The organism is Mycobacterium paraterrae (genome assembly GCF_022430545.2).
Lineage (GTDB): Bacteria > Actinomycetota > Actinomycetes > Mycobacteriales > Mycobacteriaceae > Mycobacterium > Mycobacterium paraterrae.
Genome location: NZ_CP092488.2, coordinates 4,192,521 through 4,213,696, shown reverse-complemented (window position 1 = coordinate 4,213,696; position 21,176 = coordinate 4,192,521). Strand labels below are relative to the sequence as shown.

18 protein-coding genes are annotated in these 21,176 nt (G+C 66.5%); 4 read left to right on the top strand and 14 right to left on the bottom strand.

Features of this window, described 5'->3' with window-relative positions:
- Positions 1 to 86: 86 nt before the first annotated feature.
- The 12 genes from metK to pyrR all read right to left on the bottom strand — a co-directional run bounded on the left by metK (position 87) and on the right by pyrR (position 13,175).
- The gene (gene metK / locus MKK62_RS20480; protein WP_240258121.1) at positions 87 to 1,298 is read right to left on the bottom strand and encodes a methionine adenosyltransferase; all 1,212 of its coding nucleotides are present in this window, start codon (positions 1,296 to 1,298) and stop codon (positions 87 to 89) included.
- Between the two features lie 96 nt (positions 1,299 to 1,394).
- Positions 1,395 to 2,654 (bottom strand): bifunctional phosphopantothenoylcysteine decarboxylase/phosphopantothenate--cysteine ligase CoaBC, encoded by a 1,260-nt coding sequence (gene coaBC / locus MKK62_RS20475; protein WP_240264031.1) that lies wholly within the window; start codon positions 2,652 to 2,654, stop codon positions 1,395 to 1,397.
- A 30-nt stretch (positions 2,655 to 2,684) separates the two neighbouring features.
- The gene (gene rpoZ, locus MKK62_RS20470) at positions 2,685 to 3,011 is read right to left on the bottom strand and encodes a DNA-directed RNA polymerase subunit omega (protein ID WP_240258122.1); all 327 of its coding nucleotides are present in this window, start codon (positions 3,009 to 3,011) and stop codon (positions 2,685 to 2,687) included.
- Positions 3,012 to 3,080: 69 nt separating this feature from the next.
- On the bottom strand, positions 3,081 to 3,650 hold the full coding sequence (gmk, locus tag MKK62_RS20465) for a guanylate kinase (RefSeq protein ID WP_350355732.1): 570 nt from the start codon (positions 3,648 to 3,650) through the stop codon (positions 3,081 to 3,083).
- A gap of 46 nt (positions 3,651 to 3,696) precedes the next feature.
- Positions 3,697 to 4,014, bottom strand: coding sequence for an integration host factor, actinobacterial type (mihF, locus tag MKK62_RS20460; protein WP_003932123.1), 318 nt, complete (start codon positions 4,012 to 4,014; stop codon positions 3,697 to 3,699).
- Between the two features lie 432 nt (positions 4,015 to 4,446).
- A complete protein-coding gene (pyrF, locus tag MKK62_RS20455; RefSeq protein WP_240258123.1) occupies positions 4,447 to 5,262 on the bottom strand; it encodes an orotidine-5'-phosphate decarboxylase in 816 nt (271 codons plus the stop codon).
- A gap of 2 nt (positions 5,263 to 5,264) precedes the next feature.
- Positions 5,265 to 8,612: a carbamoyl-phosphate synthase large subunit gene (carB, locus tag MKK62_RS20450; RefSeq protein WP_240258124.1), complete on the bottom strand. Its 3,348-nt coding sequence runs from the start codon at positions 8,610 to 8,612 to the stop codon at positions 5,265 to 5,267.
- Between the two features lie 115 nt (positions 8,613 to 8,727).
- Positions 8,728 to 9,831: a glutamine-hydrolyzing carbamoyl-phosphate synthase small subunit gene (gene carA / locus MKK62_RS20445; protein ID WP_240264032.1), complete on the bottom strand. Its 1,104-nt coding sequence runs from the start codon at positions 9,829 to 9,831 to the stop codon at positions 8,728 to 8,730.
- A 5-nt stretch (positions 9,832 to 9,836) separates the two neighbouring features.
- Complete coding sequence (locus tag MKK62_RS20440) at positions 9,837 to 10,349, bottom strand: PH-like domain-containing protein (protein WP_240258125.1); 513 nt, start codon at positions 10,347 to 10,349, stop codon at positions 9,837 to 9,839.
- A complete protein-coding gene (locus MKK62_RS20435; RefSeq protein WP_240258126.1) occupies positions 10,346 to 11,638 on the bottom strand; it encodes a dihydroorotase in 1,293 nt (430 codons plus the stop codon). Before MKK62_RS20435 ends, MKK62_RS20440 begins: the two co-directional genes overlap by 4 nt.
- On the bottom strand, positions 11,635 to 12,603 hold the full coding sequence (locus MKK62_RS20430) for an aspartate carbamoyltransferase catalytic subunit (RefSeq protein ID WP_240258127.1): 969 nt from the start codon (positions 12,601 to 12,603) through the stop codon (positions 11,635 to 11,637). Before MKK62_RS20430 ends, MKK62_RS20435 begins: the two co-directional genes overlap by 4 nt.
- The gene (gene pyrR, locus MKK62_RS20425) at positions 12,600 to 13,175 is read right to left on the bottom strand and encodes a bifunctional pyr operon transcriptional regulator/uracil phosphoribosyltransferase PyrR (protein ID WP_240258128.1); all 576 of its coding nucleotides are present in this window, start codon (positions 13,173 to 13,175) and stop codon (positions 12,600 to 12,602) included. The genes MKK62_RS20430 and pyrR overlap by 4 nt, the downstream gene beginning before the upstream one ends.
- A gap of 190 nt (positions 13,176 to 13,365) precedes the next feature.
- Here pyrR and MKK62_RS20420 point away from each other — a divergent pair, with 190 nt between their 5' ends.
- Positions 13,366 to 14,151, top strand: coding sequence for a DUF6065 family protein (locus MKK62_RS20420; RefSeq protein WP_240258129.1), 786 nt, complete (start codon positions 13,366 to 13,368; stop codon positions 14,149 to 14,151).
- Between the two features lies 1 nt (position 14,152).
- Positions 14,153 to 15,874 (top strand): DUF6311 domain-containing protein, encoded by a 1,722-nt coding sequence (locus tag MKK62_RS20415; protein ID WP_240258130.1) that lies wholly within the window; start codon positions 14,153 to 14,155, stop codon positions 15,872 to 15,874.
- On the opposite strand, the gene MKK62_RS20410 is transcribed toward MKK62_RS20415, so the two are convergent.
- The gene (locus MKK62_RS20410; RefSeq protein WP_240258131.1) at positions 15,861 to 16,427 is read right to left on the bottom strand and encodes a hypothetical protein; all 567 of its coding nucleotides are present in this window, start codon (positions 16,425 to 16,427) and stop codon (positions 15,861 to 15,863) included. The two genes, MKK62_RS20415 and MKK62_RS20410, sit on opposite strands and share 14 nt — an antisense overlap.
- 136 nt (positions 16,428 to 16,563) lie before the next feature.
- Here MKK62_RS20410 and MKK62_RS20405 point away from each other — a divergent pair, with 136 nt between their 5' ends.
- Entirely contained in the window at positions 16,564 to 17,769 is a 1,206-nt protein-coding gene (locus MKK62_RS20405) for a serine hydrolase domain-containing protein (RefSeq protein WP_240258132.1), read from the top strand.
- Entirely contained in the window at positions 17,769 to 18,308 is a 540-nt protein-coding gene (locus tag MKK62_RS20400; protein ID WP_240258133.1) for a GNAT family N-acetyltransferase, read from the top strand. The genes MKK62_RS20405 and MKK62_RS20400 overlap by 1 nt, the downstream gene beginning before the upstream one ends.
- A gap of 110 nt (positions 18,309 to 18,418) precedes the next feature.
- Here MKK62_RS20400 and MKK62_RS20395 read toward each other — a convergent pair whose 3' ends face one another.
- On the bottom strand, positions 18,419 to 21,166 hold the full coding sequence (locus MKK62_RS20395; RefSeq protein WP_350355731.1) for an aminotransferase class I/II-fold pyridoxal phosphate-dependent enzyme: 2,748 nt from the start codon (positions 21,164 to 21,166) through the stop codon (positions 18,419 to 18,421).
- Positions 21,167 to 21,176 lie beyond the last annotated feature (10 nt).

Below are 21,176 nucleotides of genomic sequence, written 5' to 3'. Positions count from 1 at the left end.
GGCGCCGTCGTGGGTGCGGCCCGCCGCACACTAGAGCCACTGGAAACACAGAAAGCCCCCGCGTGGCGGGGGCTTTCTGATGCGAGTTACACGGCGCGCTGTAGCTCCTCGACTTTGTTGGTCTGCTCCCACGGCAGCTCGATGTCGGTGCGGCCGAAGTGGCCGTACGCGGCGGTGGGCGCGTAGATCGGGCGCAGCAGATCCAAGTCGCGGACGATGGCACCAGGTCGCAGGTCGAACACCTCGGGGACGATCTTCTCGATTTTGACCGGGTCGACGGTCGCGGTGCCGAAGGTCTCGATGAACAGCCCGACGGGGGCCGCCTTGCCGATCGCGTACGCGACCTGCACCTCGACCCGCTCGGCCAAGCCGGCGGCGACGATGTTCTTGGCCACCCAGCGCATCGCGTAGGCGGCCGAGCGGTCCACCTTCGACGGGTCCTTGCCGGAGAAGGCGCCACCACCGTGGCGGGCCCAGCCGCCGTAGGTGTCCACGATGATCTTGCGGCCGGTCAGGCCGGCGTCACCCTGGGGGCCGCCGATGACGAACTTGCCGGTCGGGTTGATCAGCACACGGGTCGACGAGGTGTCCAGCGTCTCGTGCGCAAGGTCGGCGAGCACGGTCTTGATGACGTGCTTTTGCAGATCGGGGTCCAGCGTCTTCACCAGGTCGATGCCGTCGGCATGCTGGGTCGAGATCACGACGGTGTCCAACCGGGTCGGAACATTGTCCTCGTACTCGATGGTGACCTGGGTCTTGCCGTCCGGGCGCAGGTAGTCCAGCGTGCCGTTCTTACGGACCTCGGTCAGTCGCCGCGCCAGCCGGTGCGCCAGTGCGATCGGCAGCGGCATCAACTCCGGGGTGTCGGCAATCGCGTAACCGAACATCAGGCCCTGGTCGCCGGCGCCCTGCGAGTCCAGGGGGTCGGCGGCACCCTCGACGCGCGTCTCGTGCGCGGTGTCGACGCCCTGCGCGATGTCGGGCGACTGGCGGCCGATGCCGATGTTCACGCCGGCAGTCTCGCCGTCGAAACCCTTCTCGGACGAGTCGTAGCCAATGTCGAGGATCCGCTGCCGGACGATGTTGGGGATGTCGGCGAACGCCTCCTTGGCGTTCGTGGTGACCTCGCCGATGACATGGACCTGGCCGGTGGTAACCGCCGTCTCGACGGCGACACGTGAGCGCGGGTCTCCCGCCAGCAGCGCGTCGAGCACCGAGTCGCTAATCGCGTCACAGATCTTGTCTGGATGCCCCTCGGTCACCGACTCACTGGTGAACAAACGACCCTTTCCGCTCACACTCTCTCCCTTTCGAAGCACATCAAATTTGTTAGTTAGGCAAATTATATCGCCAGGCTGGTATATGTTACCGGCCGGTCCGCGGGGCCAGAGACGCTAGGTGCCCCGCCTCAGGAAGGTGACGATCGCGTCCACGATACGGCTGGCCATCAAAGTCTTCGAGCCGGGTTGCAGCGCCGACTCCGTGCCGTCAGCGGCCAGCAGCCAGCCGTCGTTGTGGTCCACCTCGAAGGCTTTCCCCTCGCCGACGGCGTTGACGACCAGTAGGTCACATCCCTTGCGACGCAGCTTGGCTCGCGCGTGAAACAGCACGTCACCATTGGCGTCGCCGGTTTCGGCGGCGAATCCGACGATGGCGCGCATGTTCGGTAGCTGGCCGGCGGCGCGCGACTGCACCGCCTCGGCCAGGACGTCGTCGTTGCGGACCAAGTCGATTTGGGGTGCCGACTCGTCGGCGGCGCTCTTTTTAATCTTGGCGGTCGAGACGTGGGTGGGCCGGAAGTCGGCGACGGCCGCCGCCATCGCCAGCACGTGGACGTCGGGCGCGTGCTTGGAGACCGCATCGCGCAACTGCTGGGCCGTGCTCACGTGCACGACCTCGACGCCGGCCGGGTCGATCAGACCGGCGGTGTGTCCTGCGATCAGGGTGACCTCGGCCCCGCGCTGCGCGGCCACCCGCGCCAGCGCGTAGCCCTGTTTGCCGGAGCTGCGGTTGCCGATGAAGCGGACCGGGTCGATGGGCTCGCGGGTGCCGCCGGCGGTAACCAGCAACTTGACACCGGCCAGGTCGAACGGAAGCGCGTCGTGGCGTTCCAGCAGCAACTGGGCGAACGTGACGATCTCTTCGGCCTCGGGCAAGCGACCAGCGCCACTGTCCTCACCGGTCAACCGTCCGGATGCTGGTTCGAGCACTACCGCGCCGCGGCGGCGCAGGGTGGCGACGTTGTCGGCGGTCGCGGGGTGCAACCACATCTCGGTGTGCATCGCCGGTGCGAACAGCACCGGACATCGAGCGGTCAGCAGCGTCGCGGTCAGCAGGTCGTCGGCGCGGCCATGGGTGGCACGCGCCAGGAGGTCCGCGGTGGCCGGCGCGACGACGACAAGGTCGGCGGCCTGACCGATGGCGACGTGGGGCACCTGCGGCACATTGTCGAAGACCCCGGTCTGGACGGGTTGGCCGGACAGTGCCTCGAAGGTCGCGGCCCCGACGAACCGCAACGCGGATTCGGTGGGGATGACGCGGACCTGGTGGCCGGCCTCGGTGAGTTGACGGACGACGGTTGCGGCTTTGTAGGCGGCGATGCCGCCGGCCACGCCGACGACGATCCGCTTGCGGTCGGTCCGCTTCTCGCCCACGTGGCTCACAGCCGGCCCGCCTCGATTGCGCTACTCGCCTTCGGTGTGCTCGAGCAGGTCGCCGTGGATCTCGCGCATCGCGATCGACAGCGGCTTCTCCTGCAGACCCGGCTCGACCAGTGGGCCCACGTACTCGAGGATGCCCTCACCCAGCTGGTTGTAGTAGTCGTTGATCTGTCGGGCGCGCTTGGCGGCGTAAATCACCAAGGCGTACTTGCTTGACACCCGCGCAAGCAATTCGTCGATGGGCGGGTTGGTGATGCCCAGCGGCGTGTCGTAGGCGCCGATACCACCTGCGGACGGGTCGAACTGGTCCGGGACGGCGGCTAACGAGGTGTCGGTCTGCGAACTGCTCACGTAAATTTTCTCCTGGCGGCCTATGGCACGATATGCGGCTAAATCGAAATTTCGAGTCTGGATTGAACGTCACGCCGTTTCGGGCGAACTTCCGACCAGCAATGATACCAATTCTGAGCACGCGGTTTCCAATTGGCGATTGACGACGACCTCGTCGAAGTCCTCTTGGGCGGCCAATTCGATGCGCGCGGTGGCAAGGCGTCGCTCGATGACGTCGCGTGTTTCGGTCCCCCGGCCGATCAGCCGGGCTTCCAACGCCTCCCAACTCGGGGGGGCCAGGAAGACCGTCAACACCTCCGGCATGGCTCGCTTCACGGCACGAGCCCCAGCCAGGTCGACCTCGATGAGCACCGGGTGTCCGGCGGCGACGGCGTCGCGAACCGGGCCGGCCAGGGTGCCGGAACGGTGTAGGCCACCGTGAATTTCGGCCCACTCGAGCAGCGACCCGTCATCGATCAGCTGCTGGAATCGGTTGGCCGAGACGAAGTGATAGTCGATTCCGTCGACCTCGCCGGGCCGAGGCGCCCGGGTGGTCGCGGAGACACTGAAATGTAAATCCGGGATCCGCTCCCGCAGGCAGCGGACGACGGTTGACTTACCCACCGCGGACGGACCGGACAGCACGATCACGCGTGCCATGCCGTCCGGTCCCCCGTCGATGCTCAACGACGCTCAGGTCGTTGGGTCAGGAAAAGTCGAACTTTTCCAGCAGAGCCTTGCGCTGACGGTCGCCGAGGCCGCGCAGGCGGCGCGTCGGGGCGATCTCCAGCTCGGTCATGATCTCTTGCGCCTTGACCTTGCCCACCTTCGGCAACGCCTCCAGCAACGCGGAAACCTTCATCTTGCCCAAGACCTCGTCGGTCTCGGCGTCCTTCAGCACCTGCTTGAGATTGGTGCCGCCACGCTTCAGCCGGTCTTTGAGCTCGGCTCGGGCTCGGCGTGCGGCGGCAGCCTTCTCCAACGCTGCCGCGCGCTGCTCGTCGGTCAACTGGGGAAGGGCCACGATTCCTCCGTATCGATCAGCAACAGATTTCGATCTTTATTTGTCTCGGCCAGGTAGTCCAGCCAGCGGTGACGACCGTACCCACGCCTCCTGACGAAATCTAACCCGCCCCCCTGCTTGAAGCTACAAAGGCGCAGCTTATGGCGCCGAATAGGCCGCGTTCCGGCCGTCCGGTGCGCCGATCGACGGCTGTGGATGAACATGCCGCGAGCAATCGCTTTCGCGGAGCAAAATTGGCTCTACCTGGCATTTTGTCGCAGCGGGCAATAGCTGCCCGTCGCCGGCAATCCCGTCGCCCGATCCCTTTGACACCGGTCAAAAAGCCGAATCTGGTCCGCGGCGGAATACCGCGGCGTGTCGCGCGTGTCGCGGCAGCCGACACGACCGCCCGGGAGGTGGACGACGCCGTGTCGTTCCTGGTCCCCCGCACGCTCACTCGGCCAGGTAGGCAACCTCGTCACGCATGCGCTGCGCCGCAGCGCGCACCGCTGCGACGTCCGGTCCGGCCCGCAATACCTCGCGGGAGACCGCGGGCAGCAACTGACCGGAAACGGCTCCACCGAGGCCCCTGAGCGCGTCGGGCCGCCCGCCTTGGAAGCCGACCCCGGGGACAAGTACCGGCCCGGCGAGTTCGCCGACATGCGGCACCTCCGTCAACGTGGCGCCCACGACGACCCCCACCGTGCCTGCGCCCATCGTCCGGTTGGCTGCCGCAGCCTCGTCGACGATCAATTGGGCGACCGGACGGCCGTCGGATAGGGCGCGCTGCACGCTGGCGCCCTCCGGGTTGGACGTCGCGGCCAGCACGAACACTCCGCGACCATGTGCCGCGGCGCTGTCCAGCAGCGGTTGCAGCGAGCCGAAACCGAGGTAGGGCGACGCGGTGACGGCGTCGGCGGCAAGCGGCGATTCGCCCGTCCAGGCGGCCGCATAGGCCGCCATCGTCGATCCGATGTCACCGCGTTTGGCGTCGGCCAGCACCAGCACTCCGGCCTCGCGCAGGCCGGCCATCGTGCGCTCCAGCACCGCGTACCCGGCCGCGCCGTAAGCCTCGAAGAATGCGACCTGAGGCTTGACGACGGCGAAATCGGCGTACGCCTGTACGCAGATGTCGCAGAACGCCGCCAGCCCCGCGGGACTGACCGGCAGTTCCCACGCCCGCAGCAACTCGGGATGCGGGTCGATGCCCAGACACAGCGGGCCGCGACGGGAGATCGCGTCAGCCAGCCGGGCGCCGAACCCGCCCATGTTCAGTGGCCGCCGTCGTTCAGCGTGCTGTGCAACTCCTGCAGCGAGCGGACGCCGATGTCGCCGCGGATCCCGGCCTCGATGCCCTGCACGGCGGCCGACACTCCCTGCACGGTTGTCACGCACGGAATGTTGACTCCCACTGCGGCCGAGCGGATCTCGTAGCCGTCGATGCGCGGACCCGAGTTGCCGTAGGGGGTGTTGAACACCATGTCGACCTCGCCCGCACGGATCGCGTCGACCGCCGACATCGCCGGGCGACCGGGCTGGGCCTCTTCGAAGTGCTTGCGGACTTCGTCGCACGGAATACCGTTGCGGCGCAACATCTCCGCGGTACCCTCGGTGGCCAGTACCCGGAACCCCAGATCCGCCAGCCGCTTCACCGGGAACACCAGCGAGCGCTTGTCCCGGTTGGCCACCGAGACGAAGATCGTGCCGGAGACCGGTAACGAACCGTAGGCCGCGGTCTGGCTTTTGGCGAACGCGCTGCCGAAATCGCGGTCGATGCCCATCACCTCGCCCGTCGACTTCATCTCCGGGCCGAGCAGTGAATCGACACCCGAACCGTCGGCGCGACGGAACCGGTGGAACGGCAGGACGGCCTCCTTGACCGCGATCGGCGCGTTTGGTGCCGCATTGCCGCCGTCACCGGTGGGCGCCAACAGCCCTTCTTCGCGAAGCTGGGAGATGCTGGCGCCCAACATGATGCGGGCACACGCCTTGGCCAGCGGTATCGCGGTGGCCTTGGAGACGAACGGCACGGTACGGCTGGCCCGCGGGTTGGCTTCCAGCACGTAGAGCACATCGTCCTTGAGGGCGTATTGGACGTTGAGCAAACCGACCACGCCGATGCCGTGCGCGATCGCCTCGGTCGCTTTGCGAACCTGCTCGATGTCGCTGCGGCCCAACGTGACCGGGGGCAGCGCACAAGCCGAATCGCCGGAGTGGATACCGGCCTCTTCGATGTGCTCCATGATGCCGCCGATGTAGACCTCGTCGCCGTCGCAGAGAGCGTCGACGTCGATCTCGATGGCGTCTTCGAGGAAGCGGTCCACCAGCACCGGGTGCTCGGGTGAGAGTTCGGTGGCGCGCTCGATGTAGCCCTGCAACGTCTCGTCGTCGTAGACGATTTCCATGCCGCGACCGCCCAGCACGTACGAGGGCCGGACCAGCACCGGATAACCGATGTCGGAGGCGATCCGCCGAGCCTGCGCGAACGTAGTGGCCATGCCGTAGCGCGGCGCGGGCAATCCGGCCGCCGTCAGCAGGTCGCCGAACGCGCCGCGGTCTTCGGCGAGGTCGATGGCCTCTGGCGGAGTGCCGACGATCGGCACCCCTTCGTCGGCGAGCCGCTGTGCCAGGCCGAGCGGCGTCTGACCGCCGAGTTGGACGATGACACCGACGACGCCGGGACCGCCGGCACCGGAGAGCTGCTCGGCGTGAAACACCTCCAGGACGTCTTCGAATGTCAGCGGCTCGAAATAGAGCCGGTCGGCGGTGTCGTAGTCGGTGGACACCGTCTCCGGGTTGCAGTTGACCATCACCGTCTCGAAACCGGCCTGCGACAACGTCGTCGCCGCGTGGACGCAGCTGTAGTCGAATTCGATGCCCTGGCCGATCCGATTGGGTCCCGAGCCAAGAATCAGCACCTTGGGCTTGGCCGTCTGCGGCGCCACCTCACTCTCGGCAGCGGGGTCGAGCTCGTAACTGCTGTAGTGATACGGCGTTCTGGCCTCGAATTCCGCGGCGCAGGTGTCGACAGTCTTGTACACCGGGTGAATGCCCAGCCGCCGCCGCAGCGAGCGCACCCCGTCCTCGCCTGCCAGTTCTGGCCGCAGCGAGGCGATCTGGCGGTCCGACAGACCGCTGTGCTTGCAGCGGCGCAGCAGCTCGCCATCCAGGACGGGTGCGCCGGCTACCTCCTCGCGCAGCGTCAGCAATTCGGCGATCTGCGCGACGAACCAGGGGTCGATTCCCGAGGCGTCGGCCGCCTTGTCCACCGATGCACCGAGACGCAGCGCCAGTTCGACGTCGTAGAGCCGGCCGTCGGTGGGAGTGCGCAGGCGCTCGAGTGCATCCTCGGCGCTACCGCCGTCGTCGCTGCCGGTCCAAAAACCGGTGCGCTTGGTCTCCAGCGACCGCATCACCTTGCCGAGCGCCTCGATGAAATTGCGGCCCAACGACATTGCTTCACCGACAGACTTCATGGTGGTCGTCAGGGTCGGGTCGGCGCCCGGGAACTTCTCGAACGCGAATCGCGGCGCCTTGACCACGACGTAGTCGAGCGTGGGCTCGAAGCACGCCGGGGTCTCCTTGGTGATGTCGTTGAGGATCTCGTCGAGGGTGTAGCCGACGGCCAGTTTGGCGGCGATCTTGGCGATCGGGAACCCGGTGGCCTTGGAGGCCAAGGCGCTCGACCGCGAGACCCGGGGGTTCATCTCGATGACGATCAGCCGACCGTCGCGCGGGTCGACCGCGAACTGGATGTTGCAGCCACCGGTAGCGACACCCACCTCGCGCAGGATGTCGATCCCGAGGTCACGCATCCGCTGGTATTCGCGGTCGGTGAGCGTCATCGCCGGGGCGACGGTCACCGAATCGCCGGTGTGCACGCCCATCGGGTCGACGTTCTCGATCGAGCACACGACCACGACGTTGTCCTTGCCGTCGCGCATCAGCTCGAGCTCGAATTCCTTCCAGCCGTAGATCGATTCCTCGATCAGCACGTTGGCGCTGGGCGACGCGGCCAGCCCGGCACCCGCCATCCGGTCGACTTCGTCGGCGGTGTGGGCCAGCCCGGAACCCAGACCGCCCATCGTGAATGATGGCCGGACCACCACCGGCAGCCCTAGTTCGCCGACGGTTTCACGCACCTCGTCCATCGTGAAACAGACTCGGCTGCGGGCGGATTCGCCACCCACCTTGGCGACGATGTCCTTGAACCGCTGCCGGTCCTCGCCGCGCTGGATCGCGTCGATGTCAGCACCGATCAGTTCGACGCCGTAACGTTCCAACGCACCACTTTCGTGCAGGGCGACGGCGGTGTTGAGCGCTGTCTGACCGCCGAGTGTGGCCAGTAAGGCGTCGATCTTGTTGCCGCGCTCGGCTTGCTGGGCTATGACCCGCTCGACGAACGCCGGGGTGATCGGCTCGACATAGGTGTGATCGGCGTACTCGGGATCGGTCATGATCGTGGCCGGGTTCGAGTTGATCAAGCTCACCTGCAGCCCCTCGGCGCGCAGCACCCGACAGGCCTGCGTTCCGGAGTAGTCGAATTCGGCCGCCTGCCCGATGACGATCGGTCCGGAACCGATGACCAGGACGTGCTTGAGATCAGTCCGCCGCGGCATTACTTGTCCTCCTCCGACGTGCGGCGAGCGTGCACAGTTGTACGACGGTCACGGCGTGTCGACGTACCGACACGCACGCTCGCGGTAATGGAATGTGAGGGTGCATCGCTCACCATCACTGACCGCCCATCACGTCGACGAATTGGTCGAACAGATACGCCGCATCATGGGGTCCCGCGGCGGCTTCCGGGTGATACTGCACTGAAAACGCCCGTCCGTCGGCCAGTTTCACGCCTTCCACGACACCGTCGTTGGCGCAGGTATGGCTGACCACTGCGGTGCCGAACGGGGTGTCGAAGCGCTGGCCGGCTTCACCCTCGAGCGCGAACCCGTGGTTCTGAGCGGTGACCGCCACCCGCCCCGTCGCGTGATCCATCACCGGGATGTTGATGCCGCGATGTCCGAAGACCATCTTGTAGGTCGACAGGCCGAGCGCCCGTCCCAGGATCTGGTTGCCGAAACAGATGCCGAACAACGGGATTCCGGCGCCGAGCACCTCGCGGGTCACTGCGACGATATGGTCGGCAGTCGCCGGGTCGCCTGGGCCGTTGGAAAGGAACACTCCATCCGGCTTGAGGTCGGCGATCTGCTCGAAGGTCACCGACGAGGGCAACACCCGCGTACGCACCCCGCGGCTGGCGAAGTTGCGCGGCGTGTTGGTCTTGATGCCGAGGTCGATCGCGGCGACGGTGAAGCGGTGCGGGCCTTCCGGTTCCACCACGTAGGCCTCCTGGGTGCTGACCTGGCCGGCCAGGTCGGCGCCCAGCATGGGCTGCTGATTGCGTACCCGCGCGGTGAGTTCCTCGGGTGAGGCCAGCGCGTCGCCGGAGAACACGCCGGCCTTCATCGAGCCGCGGCTGCGGAGATGCCGCACCACCGCGCGGGTGTCGATGCCGGCAATCCCGACGATCTGCTGGCGAATCAACTCGTCTTCCAGCGTTCCGGTGGCGCGCCAGTTGGACACTCGCGGCGACGGATCGCGGACCGCGTACCCGGCGACCCAGATCTTGTCCCCCCGGCTTTCGCCGTCTTCAGCGTTCCAGCCGGTGTTGCCGATCTGCGGAGCGGTCGCCACCACAATCTGCTTGTGATAGCTGGGATCGGTCAGCGTCTCCTGGTACCCCGACATCCCGGTGGAAAAGACTGCCTCGCCCAATGTTTGACCGATCGCGCCGAAAGCCGTACCGGTGAACGTCCGGCCGTCGTCGAGAACCAGCATCGCCTTCACAGCGCGACTCCTTCCGGCCAGCTTTGCAGCCACCCCTTGTATTCACCGCGATTGTCGGCGCGAAATCCGGTGTCGATCTTGACTCCCGACGGCAGCTTCCACCGGATCGCCAGGATTCCGTCGCGCGCGGCGACCTTCCCGGCGATCACGTGCTCGGTCCTGATGCCAGAGATCGAGTCATTGGGGATCCAGATCGGTTGTGCCCCAACGCGTTGGACGAGGATGCCTTCGGGGTGGCGGGTCAGCACCGCCTTGCTGCGGTAGCCCAGGTCGCCGACCGTGATCCGCTGGCTCCAGGCCGGCGCCATGGTGCAGCCCACGTAGATGCCGGGCGTGGTGATCGCCGCGGGGCCGACCTGGGTGGGAATGTCGGGCAGCGTGCCGATCAACTCGGCTTGGCGTTCGGCGCGCTTGCGCCAGCCGCGGAGCATCAGCTGGATGATGAACGCGATCAGCAGGGCCAGCACCCCAGCCATGATCAGCGACGCGACCAGCGTTTCTGAGTTCATGCGGGGCTCTTTCCGTCGCGCGCGGTCACCTTGCCGCGCAACAGAGTTGCCGTGACGGTGGCGGGCAGCGTCATCGTCTCGTAAGGGGTGTTGGCCGACCGGCTGGCGAAGTCGGCGCCGGCGACGGTCCAGGTGGCGTCCGGGTCCACGACGGTCAGGTTGGCCGGCTCGCCGATTTCCAGCGGACGGCCCTGGTCGGGCAGACCGACGATGCGGGCCGGGTTTTCGCTCATCACGCGCGCGACGCCGCGCCAGGTGAGCAGACCGGGCACGACCATCGCCTGCACCACCGCCGACAACGCCGTCTGCAGCCCAAGCATCCCGGGCAGCGCCGCGGCGAATTCGACGCATTTCTCGTGCTCGGCGTGCGGCGCGTGATCGGTGGCCACACAGTCGATCACTCCCTCGGCCAGCGCCTGTCGCAGCGCGGCCGCATCGGCAGCCTCCCGCAGCGGCGGGTTGACCCGGTTCACGCCGTCGTAGCTGGCCAGTCGACTGTCGTCGAGCAGCAGGTGGTGCGGCGTCACCTCGGCGGTGATCGAAATGCCCTGCGACTTAGCCCACTTGATCAGCTCGACGGTTCCGGCGGTCGAGGCGTGGCAGATGTGCACCCGGGCACCCGCGTCGCGCGCCAGCAGCGCGTCACGGGCCACGATCGACTCCTCGGCGGCACGCGGCCAACCGGACAGTCCTAGCCTGGCGGCGGTCGGGCCCTCGTGCGCGACGGCGCCGACGGTCAGCCGCGGCTCCTCGGCGTGCTGAGCGATCAGCACCCCCAGCCCGGTGGCGTATTCCAGCGCTCGGCGCATGATCAGCGGGTCGTCGACGCACTTGCCATCGTCGGAGAACATCCGCACCTGGGCAGCTCCGGCGGCCATCATGCCCATCTCGGTGAGCTCTTTACCGGCCAACCCGACCGTGACGGCGCCCACGGGATGCACATCGACCAGACCGACCTGCTGCCCGCGATGCCACACGTGGTCGGTGACCACCGGGCTGTCGGCAACCGGCTTGGTGTTGGCCATCGCGAACACCGCGGTATACCCACCGAGCGCGGCTGCGGCCGAACCGGTTTCGATGTTCTCGGCATATTCGCGTCCCGGCTCGCGCAGATGGGTGTGCAAGTCGACGAACCCCGGCAGCAGCACCTGGCCGGTGGCGTCGATCACCTCGGCATCGTCGGGCACCGCCAGCTTGGCGCCGATCTCGGCGATCTGGCCGTCGGCGGCCAGGACATCGACCTGGTCCCCTTCGCCGTAGAGCCGCACTCCACGCAGCAACACGGTCACGCCATCACCTCCTTGACGGCCGATCCAGTGCCCACCAGCAGATGGAACAGCACCGCCATCCGGACGTGGACACCATTCGAAACCTGTTGCAGCACAGCTGATTGCGTTGAGTCGGCCACCGACGAAGAAATCTCCATGCCGCGCAGCATCGGGCCGGGGTGCAGCACGATCGCGTTACCCGGAAGCATTGCCTGACGGCGGTCCGACAGCCCGTAGCGCACCGAATACTCACGCGTGGAAGGGAAAAAGCCGCCGTTCATCCGCTCGGCTTGGACCCGCAGCATCAGCACCGCGTCGGCGGCCGGCAACTCGGCGTCGAGGTCGTGCGACACCGTGACCGGCCAGTCCGCGACGCCGACGGGTAGCAGTGTGGGCGGCGCCACCAGCGCCACCTCTGCCCCAAGTGTGGCCAGCAGCATGACGTTGGACCGGGCGACTCTGCTGTGCAGGATGTCGCCGACGATGACGATTCGGCGTCCCTCGATGCCGCCGAGTCGCTGCCTGATGGTCAGCGCGTCGAGCAGCGCCTGCGTCGGGTGCTCGTGCATGCCGTCGCCGGCGTTGATCACCGCCGGGCCGGCCGGTGCACCGCTGCCGGACGATCCCGTCCAGTCGGCGAGCCGGTGCGCGGCACCGGACGCCGAATGTCGGATGATCAGCGCGTCCGCGCCGGCAGCGCGCAGGGTGAGCGCGGTGTCGCGCAACGATTCGCCCTTGCCGACCGACGATCCGGCAGCGCTGACGTTGATCACGTCCGCGCTCATCCACTTGCCCGCGACTTCGAACGACACCCGCGTGCGGGTCGAGTTCTCGTAGAACATCGTGATGATCGTGCGCCCGCGCAGGGTCGGCAGCTTGCGGACCTCGCGGCCGACGAGTGCCTGCGCGAAGCGGTCGGCGTCGTCGAGGATCGCGGTGGCCTCGTCGCGGGATAGGTCGCCGGCGGCCAGCAGGTGCCGGGTCATGACGCGTCCTCCCGGGAGATGACGACGGCGTCTCGGCCATCCTGCTCGGCCAGCAACACCCGCACGTTCTCGGTGCGCGACGTGGGGACGTTCTTGCCGACGTAGTCAGCGCGCAGCGGCAGCTGTCGGTGACCGCGATCGACGAGCACTGCCAGCTGGACCACCCGTGGTCGGCCGACGTCGCGCAGCGCGTCCAGCGCCGAGCGCACCGAGCGTCCGGAATACAACACGTCGTCGACCAGGATCACCAGCGCGTCGTCGATGCCGCCAGCCGGGATCGAGGTGTTCTCCAGCGGCCGCGGGGGCTTGGTCATCAGATCGTCGCGATACAGCGTGATGTCCAATGCCCCGGACGGAACCTCGGCGCCGGAGAATTCGGCGATGTTGGCGGCCAGACGATCGGCCAGAGTCACACCGCGGGTGGGGATTCCCAGTAACACGACCCGAGGTGCGTCGGCACCGTCAAGGGCGGTCTTCTCGATGATCTGATGCGCAATGCGCGAAATAGTACGACCCACGTCAGCCGCCGACATCAATTCGCGGCCGGTGGCGGCGTCACCCGCTGCACCCATGCGAGACCTTGACCTCCTTCTCCGCCTCTCTGGACGGATCGTTAAAGGATGTCGACTGCCGGGCAGCCTAGCATTTGCGGGCGCGGTTGGCCGAAACGACCTGTGCGCGTTCTGACCGGCGCACCGGTGCGTTCCTCCAGTACGCTCATCCGCGTTGCCAAGGAGAACCTCCCCGCCAACCGAGGATCGGATGAGCGACCAGCCAAACGAGTCGGGCAGGCCCCTGATCGGGTTCGTCACCGGTGAACACGCACCGACATTCAGCCCGGGTGCGATCAATCGTCCGTGGATGTCAGAGATGCGCCGAGGTTGGGCCAATCGCTGCCTTCCGATGCTGATCGCCAACCAGAGCGGTTGGGAACTGCGCAACCCGTCCGGGTTCACCGCGACCTGGATGGGCGGCAACGACCAGTCAGGCGTGACTGTGGCGCCCGATCGTAGAGGGCCCGGTCAGTTTCTTCCCGGCAGCAATTTCGGTCACGGCATTCTGACCTGGCATCTGCCGATCGTGTTTCGCACTCCCCCCGGCTATGACCTGCTGGTCCGTGGACCGGCGAATCATCCCAAAGACGCCATTTCACCGCTGGAGGGCATCGTCGAAACCGACTGGACCAGTTCGGCTTTCAGCATCAATTGGAAGTTCACCCGCGAATACATGCCGGTCCGATTCGAGATTGACGAGCCGATCTGCATGATCGTTCCGCAACGCCGCGGCGAACTGGAAGAATTCACACCCGAATTCCGGCCGATCGAATCAGATGGCGATCTGCACCGCCAGCACGAATTCTTCATCCGGTCGCGGCAGGAGCTTGGTCAAGCCCAAGCGGCGACGACGTCGGGCGCCGACGACAAGGCGCCGTGGCAGGGCGACTACACACGCGGTGTCCATGCGGACGGCGAGGCCGGGGCACCCGATCACCAGACGCGCCGCCAGCTTCGTCCGTTCGCCCAGCTACCGGAAAAGCAAACCCACTAGGGTGCCGACGGGGCCAATTCTGTCTGGACGCCGCCAGGCAGTGGCGGCGTTCCTCGGGTACCTGCTCGGGGCGCTGGCCGTCACCGCCCGCGCCTGGCAAGCCCCGTCGTCCGGTTGGGCCGGCAACTGTTGCGATCAGGAGCAGGCGATCTGGTATCTCGGCTGGACCCCGCACGCGCTCACGCATGGGCTCAACCCGTTCTTCACCACCCAGATCGGCGCTCCGTCCGGCGTGAATCTGATGTGGAGCCCGTCGATGCCGCTGCTCGGGATTCTCGGTTGGCTACCCGCCAAGATCGGCGGCCCGATATTCGGATTCAATACCCTTGTTGTACTGGGCATTTCGCTCAGCGGCTGGACCGCCTGGCTGGCGATTCGCCGCTGGACCGGTGACGGTGTCGCCCCGATGGTCGGCGGGGCGGTCTATGCGTTCTCGCCCTATGTCGTCTCGCACGCAGCCTTACATCTGAATCTCGCCACGGCGTGGGTGCCGCCGCTGCTGCTGATCGTCATCGACGACTTGGTCGTGACGCGCCGGCAACCACCGTGGCGGCTTGGTCTGGTCCTCGGTCTCCTCGGCGTCGCTCAGCTCTTGATCAGCGAGGAGCTGCTCGCCACCAGTGTCGTCGCGGGCGTGGTGCTCCTCGGCGCGATCGCGACGGCGCACCAGGTGCCGATGCGGGCCCGGCTCCTGCCCACCCTCGCGGTCGCGGCCGTGACCTTCCTGCTGCTCGCGGCCTGGCCGCTCACCGTGCAGTTCCTCGGACCGCAGCGGGTCAGCGCGCAGGTTCAGGACCCGACGACCTTCTCGACCGATGCGCTGAATCTCGTCCTCCCGACGCCCTACCAGCTCATCGCGCCGGGCGCGGCGATCCGAATATCGCAGCACTTCAGCGGTTTCTACCACGAGGCGACGGCCTATCTCGGCGTGCCGCTGATCGTCCTGCTCGTCGTCGCGGCCATCCGCTTCTGGCGTGATCCGCGTATTCGGATTGCCAGCATCACGGGTGCGGTGATGCTGGTGCTGTCGCTGGGACCGTGGCTACATTTCGGCAAAGACGCTGTGCGCGTGCCGCTTCCGTGGCTGGTACTGGGAAAGCTACCCCTGCTCGAACATGTTCTGCCGGGCCGCTTGACCGTCTTCGTCTGGCTGGCGGTCGCCGTCGTGGTGGCGCTGGTCATTGCGAGGGTGACTCGCCGCGCCGTCCGGCCGTCCGCGCTGTGGATGCTGGCGGTAGGCGTGTCACTGGCTGTACTGATCCCCGCGCCGCTCCCCCGAGCGGCGTTCACCACCCCGGCGTTCTTCACGAACTGGTCCAGCCATCACATCGGCGCTGACGAAACAGTGCTCGTTGCACCATATTTCGTCAACGGCGGCGAAGCTGCCCCGATGGTCTGGGCGGCCGAGGCGGACTACGGCCTCCGGATGCCCGAGGCCTACGCGTACCTGCCCCAGCCCAACGGTGGCACCTACTCCGGGCCGCCGCAATCGCAGCTCACCTTCACCATGTTCGTGATCCAACAGCGCGGGGCCTGGCTGGTGGCGCGCGGCGACATCCGCGCGCAGATCGCCGACGACCTCAGAGCCGCGGACGTGCGCCACGTCATCGTCGGACCCGGTCCGCACTGGCAACCGATGATCGCCTTCTTCACCGACCTGTTCGGGCACTCCCCCGAGATCGTCGAAGGAGTCGCGCTCTGGCGCGACGTCACAGTCCGGTGACCAACGACTCCGCCAGACCGATGGCGAGGATTTGCGGGCCCCCGATCAGTTGGTCCATTGCGCTGAAACCGAAAAGCAGGCCTTCCGCCACCTCGCCGTCGGCGAAATAAGTTCCCGACTCGGCGAACTCCTGCGACGCCAAAGTAGCGAGGGCTTGGAGGTCGCTGAACGTCTCGGCAAGATCGGCTGGCGGCGTGAACGATTCGACATCGGGCCAGGTCAGGTCGTACGAGGCGTCGGTGAGCCGTCCGGTGAGGGCGTCGACGACGTCGACGGTCAGCACCTGACCCGACGACACCAGATAGTCGTCGGTTCCGAACAACGTCAACCCGAGCCCGGTCGCGAAGTCGCCATAGGCGAGATCGGTGGCCCCCGCGGTGAGGTCGGAGGACCCCGAATCGAACAACAGCGCCAGGTCCGCGGTGATGTCGGCGACCGGGTCGTCGGCGCGGGCCGGGGGCGCCAAACTTAGCTGAGCCCACGCGATTCCTGCGGCCGCGGCGCCGGCGAGGGCGACGAAGCCACGGGCGGGTCGCAGAGTACGTGTCGTCATGTCGGACCTCCGTGCAAGTTAATTAGGAATTGCCTGAGAGGAATCGTCGTTGGGCCGCGGGTCATGGTCTATGGGGAAAGCTCCCCATATTCGGGCGGACCCTGCGGCCGATCGGGCACCCACTAGCCTGAATCGGGTGAACCTCGAGGGCAATCAGGCCTCCATTCGCGAAGCCTGCGACGCCGGTCTCCTCGCGGGTGCAGTGACGCTGGTGTGGCAAGGCGGAAAGGTGCTGCAGGTCAACGAAATCGGGTACCGCGACGTCGACGCTCAGTTGCCCATGCAGCGCGACACCCTGTTTCGTATCGCGTCGATGAGCAAGCCCGTCACCGTCGCCGCCCTGATGACCCTCGTCGACGACGGCAAGCTGCGGCTGAGCGATCCGATCACGCGCTGGTTGCCGGAATTCGCCGAGATGCGGGTGCTCGACCATCCGACCGGGCCGCTGGACCGAACGCATCCAGCCAACCGCGCGATCCTGGTCGAAGACCTGCTCACCCACACCAGCGGGCTGGGCTACGGCTTCTCGGTCGCCGGCCCGATTTCCCGTGCCTACGTCCGGCTGCCGTTTGGTCAGGGACCGGATCCCTGGCTGACCGCGCTTGCCGAGTTGCCGCTCGTGCATCAACCGGGTGAACGTCTGACCTACGGCCATTCCACCGACGTGGTCGGCGTGCTGGCCTCACGCGTCGAGGGCAAGCCGTTCCACGAGGTGCTCGACGAGCGAATCCTGCGGCCGCTGCAGATGACTGACACCGGCTTCCACGTCACGCCTGAGGGTCGCCGGCGCGCCGCGACGATGTACCGCCTCGACGAAAACGACCACCTCCAGCACGACGTAATGGGCCCGCCGCACATCACACCACCGGCCTTCAGCAACGCCGGGGGCGGGTTGTGGTCGACCGCCGACGACTACCTGCGATTCGTCGAAATGTTGCTGCGCGACGGAACTTTGGACGGTGTGCGAGTGCTGTCACCCGAGTCCGCGCGGCTGATGCGTACCGATCGACTCACCGACGAGCACAAGCGCCATAATTTCCTCGGCTCACCGTTCTGGATCGGGCGAGGATTCGGGCTCAACCTGTCGGTCGTGACCGATCCGTCGAAGTCGGCGCCGCTGTTTGGCCCGGGCGGATTGGGTACATTCGGCTGGCCTGGTGCCTACGGCACGTGGTGGCAGGCCGATCCGTCCGCCGACCTCATCTTGGTTTACCTGATCCAGAACATGCCGGCGCTGTCGGCTGACGCCGCCGCGGCGGTCGCCGGCAACACCTCGCAGGCGAAACTCCAAGCGGTACAACCGAAGTTCGTGCACCGGACCTACCGGGCGCTGGGTCTGTAATGGCCGAATTCACGCCCGAGCGCATCGAGGGCCCGCGACTTCTGCTGCGCCCGCCGGTGATTGACGACGCCGGGCCACTTTTCCAGCGAGTCGCTCGAGATCCGCAGGTCACCAAGTACCTGCTGTGGACGCCACACCCGGATGTCGCCGCGACGCAGCGGGTGATCACCGAACGCATGAATGTCGACCCGCACCTGCGAACGTGGGTGATCGTCTTGAAGCACAGCGACGAAATCGTGGGAATGCTCAGCTGCGCGCGTCCCCTGCAGTATGTCGCCGAGATCGGCTATTGCATCGGCCGGCGTTGGTGGGGCAAGGGATTGATGTCCGAGGCGCTCGGCTTGCTGATGGCCACGCTGAGCGCCGATCCCGACGTGTACCGGGTCTGGGCAACGTGCCACGTCGACAACGAACGGTCGGTGCGTCTTCTCGAACGCGCGGGTTTCACCTTCGAGGGTCGGATGGCGCGTCACGGGATCTACCCGAACATCGGTACCGAACCGCTTGACAGCCTGCTGTTTGGAAAGGCGATGCGCTGAACGCTCGTTGGCCAGGAAAGCTCTCGGTCGCCGACTGTGAAACTGGTGCGAGAATCCGAGCGGTTGATCGCAGTGGCGCCACAATCGTTGCCCGCGACGGCCCGAAGCAGCTATCGGATCACCATGTCGGAACCAAGAGCTGCGTTGATCCGCTTCAGGGCGTCCTCGGTGAACACCGACAATCCCAGATCGGGGTTGTAGCCGTGAATCTCCTTGACGTCGAGTTGCGCGAGGAAATACAGAATCTGCTTGGACACCACCTGGCCGGGCACCAGCACCGGGAAGCCCGGCGGGTAGGGGACGACGAATCCGGTTGACACCAATGACTTTCCGTCGGCGAGCCGGCGGCCTGCCTCCCCGATCATGACGTGTTCACGATCTTCGTCCGCGTAGCCCGCGTAGAACGCCGAGCGCATGTCTCCGAACGAGCTGGCCTCGTCGGGCTTGAAGGTGTTGTCGAACTCGCTGAAGTCCGGCAGGGCGGGCAGGTCCTCGGTGATCTCCGCGACGCGCCGTTGGTGCAGCGCGCGGTCGTCGCGGCTGGCCGTGGCTTGGGTGTGGTCGAAGTCGCTGGCGATTCGGCGCAACACGTCCAGCAGATAGTGCACGCTCGACCATGTCACGCCGATCGTGAAGATCAGCAGAACACTGTTGATCGACGTCTTGTTGATCTGGATGCCGAATCGCTCCATCAGCACCTTCTCGCGGAAGTCGTAGCCGTTCATGCCGGTCTTACCGATGAACAACGTGACCCGCGTCGGGTCGAGCACGAATTGGTCGGACCGCCACGCTTCGTTCCAGTCCGCCAGCGCCCCCTGCCGCACCTGGCGATAGGAGCTGACCGCCGAGAGCCTGAAATCGTCTGGCACCAGGTCGGATTCGTCGAGGATGCGGAACCATTTGCTGATCAGCCGGTCCTTGCGGACGCGGTGCCGAAAGACCAGCGCCATGTCGTAGACGTAGCGCACCATCTGGAAGCCCTCGATGTCGACCTGGCGGCGGGCCAAGTCCAGCGAGGCGAGCAACTGCTGGTTGGGTGATGTCGAGGTGTGGGTCAGAAACGCCTCTCCGAACGCATCGCGGGACTGCGAATTGAAGTCCTGGTCGCGGACGTGGATCATCGACGCCTGCCGCAGCGCCGACAACGACTTGTGGGTGGAATGCGTGGCGTAGACCCGCACCCGCGCCTTGCTGGGGTCGGGAAGCAGGCGGTGCTCCGCCCACTCGCTGCGCGGGACGTCGCGCATCGACTCACGCCACTGCAGATACTCCTGCGCGTAGGCCGGCGAGGACAGCATGGACTCCAACCGTTCGGCCGACACCATCGCGGTGCGCTGCCGCGCCCACGGGACCGCGGTGGCGAACGCGTACCACGCCTCGTCCCACAAGAAGCAGATGTCCGGCTTGATCGCCAGCACTTCCTCCATCACCCGCCGCGGGTTGTAGACCACGCCGTCGAAGGTGCAGTTGGTGAGCAGCAGCATGCGCACCTTGTGCAACTGCCCGGCGGCCTCGAGGTCGAGCAGCGCCTTTTTGATGGTCTGCAGCGGTACCGCGCCATAGATCGCAAACGGTTGCAGCTCATAGGCATCCAGATACAGCGGGTAGGCGCCGGCGAGAACCAGCCCGTAGTGATGCGACTTGTGACAATTGCGGTCGATCAGCACGATGTCGCCAGGCCGGGTCAACGACTGCACGACGATCTTGTTCGCGGTCGACGTCCCGTTGGTGACGAAATAGGTGTGGTCGGAATTCCAGGTGCGCGCGGCCTTGTCCATCGCCTTCTTGATGTTGCCGTGCGGGTCCAGCAGTGAGTCCAGGCCGCCCGACGTGGTCGAGGTCTCGGCCATGAAGATGTTGCGCCCGTAGAACTCCCCCATGTCCTGCAGCGTCTTGGAGTTGAAGATGCTGGCGCCGCGAGCCACGGGCAGGGCGTGGAACTGGCCGGCCGGTCGGGCCGCGTAGGCCCGTAGTGCATCGAAAAACGGCGTCGCATACCGCTTCCTGATGCCGGCCAGCACGGTGCTGTGCAGATCGGTGACGTCGTTGAGCCGGTAGAAGGTGCGGTCGTAGACGTTGGATTCGTCCTCGGTCTCGGCAGCGATGGACTCGTCGGTGAGCAGATACAGGTCGATATGTGGACGAAGCTCGCGGATCCACTCTCCACATTCGACCCAGTCGTGGGTGCGGTCGGTGGCGATCACGGCGTCGTTCGGTCCGAGCAGCGTGGTCATCAGCGGCACCCTGTCGTGGGAGCGCAGCGGGATGTCGTGCCGGATGATCGCGGCCTGGATCTCCCCGTTGAGTGCGACCGCGGTAATGGCGTCCTCGACGCTGGAGACCACCAGCAGCTCGAACTGCACGTCGTCATCGACATCGCGGATGGCCCGCAGGCTTTCGGCGAGCCCTTCGGGCGCGTTGACTGGGGCGTCGTCGGCGAGCAACACGGTGTAGAACTGCTGCTCCTTCGCGCGCGCCACCAACTCCTGGTCGGCGAGGGATGTGGAGGTGTCGAACAGCGCTGCCCGGTCGCCGTATTCGGACAGCAACCGAACGGCCAGCGAAACCTGTTCGGCCAGGCTCACCGTGGCGAGTTGGTCAAGGTAGCCGCAGTAGGTGGCGAGGTTCTCCGGCCCCGGGTAAATCCAGTAGCGCTCGTAGGCGCCGAGCCGGTTGAGTAGACGCCGTACCCGGGCGACCTCATGCGAGGTGTCCATGCCGGCGCGATCGATGACGGCCAGTTGGTGGCACGCGTCATCGAGCAGATTCCAGGTGTCGACGCGCGAATAGGACGGATTGGCCACCGCCGCCAGCGCGGACACACTCAGCCGTCTCGGGTGTCTGCCGTCTCGGTCCATTACGCCAGTG

Bases quoted from the DNA above. Each gene is read 5' to 3' on its own strand.
- gmk (WP_350355732.1), bottom strand. From the start codon at position 3,650: ATGGCACGCGTGATCGTGCTGTCCGGTCCGTCCGCGGTGGGTAAGTCA.
- pyrF (WP_240258123.1), bottom strand. From the start codon at position 5,262: ATGGGCGGGTTCGGCGCCCGGCTGGCTGACGCGATCTCCCGTCGCGGC.
- carB (WP_240258124.1), bottom strand. From the start codon at position 8,612: ATGCCGCGGCGGACTGATCTCAAGCACGTCCTGGTCATCGGTTCCGGA.
- carA (WP_240264032.1), bottom strand. From the start codon at position 9,831: ATGCTGGTTCTCGACGACGGCCGGACGTTCACCGGTACGGCTTTCGGC.
- MKK62_RS20440 (WP_240258125.1), bottom strand. From the start codon at position 10,349: ATGAACTCAGAAACGCTGGTCGCGTCGCTGATCATGGCTGGGGTGCTG.
- MKK62_RS20430 (WP_240258127.1), bottom strand. From the start codon at position 12,603: ATGACCCGGCACCTGCTGGCCGCCGGCGACCTATCCCGCGACGAGGCC.
- pyrR (WP_240258128.1), bottom strand. From the start codon at position 13,175: ATGGGTGCAGCGGGTGACGCCGCCACCGGCCGCGAATTGATGTCGGCG.
- MKK62_RS20420 (WP_240258129.1), top strand. From the start codon at position 13,366: ATGAGCGACCAGCCAAACGAGTCGGGCAGGCCCCTGATCGGGTTCGTC.
- MKK62_RS20410 (WP_240258131.1), bottom strand. From the start codon at position 16,427: ATGACGACACGTACTCTGCGACCCGCCCGTGGCTTCGTCGCCCTCGCC.
- MKK62_RS20400 (WP_240258133.1), top strand. From the start codon at position 17,769: ATGGCCGAATTCACGCCCGAGCGCATCGAGGGCCCGCGACTTCTGCTG.
- MKK62_RS20395 (WP_350355731.1), bottom strand. From the start codon at position 21,166: ATGGACCGAGACGGCAGACACCCGAGACGGCTGAGTGTGTCCGCGCTG.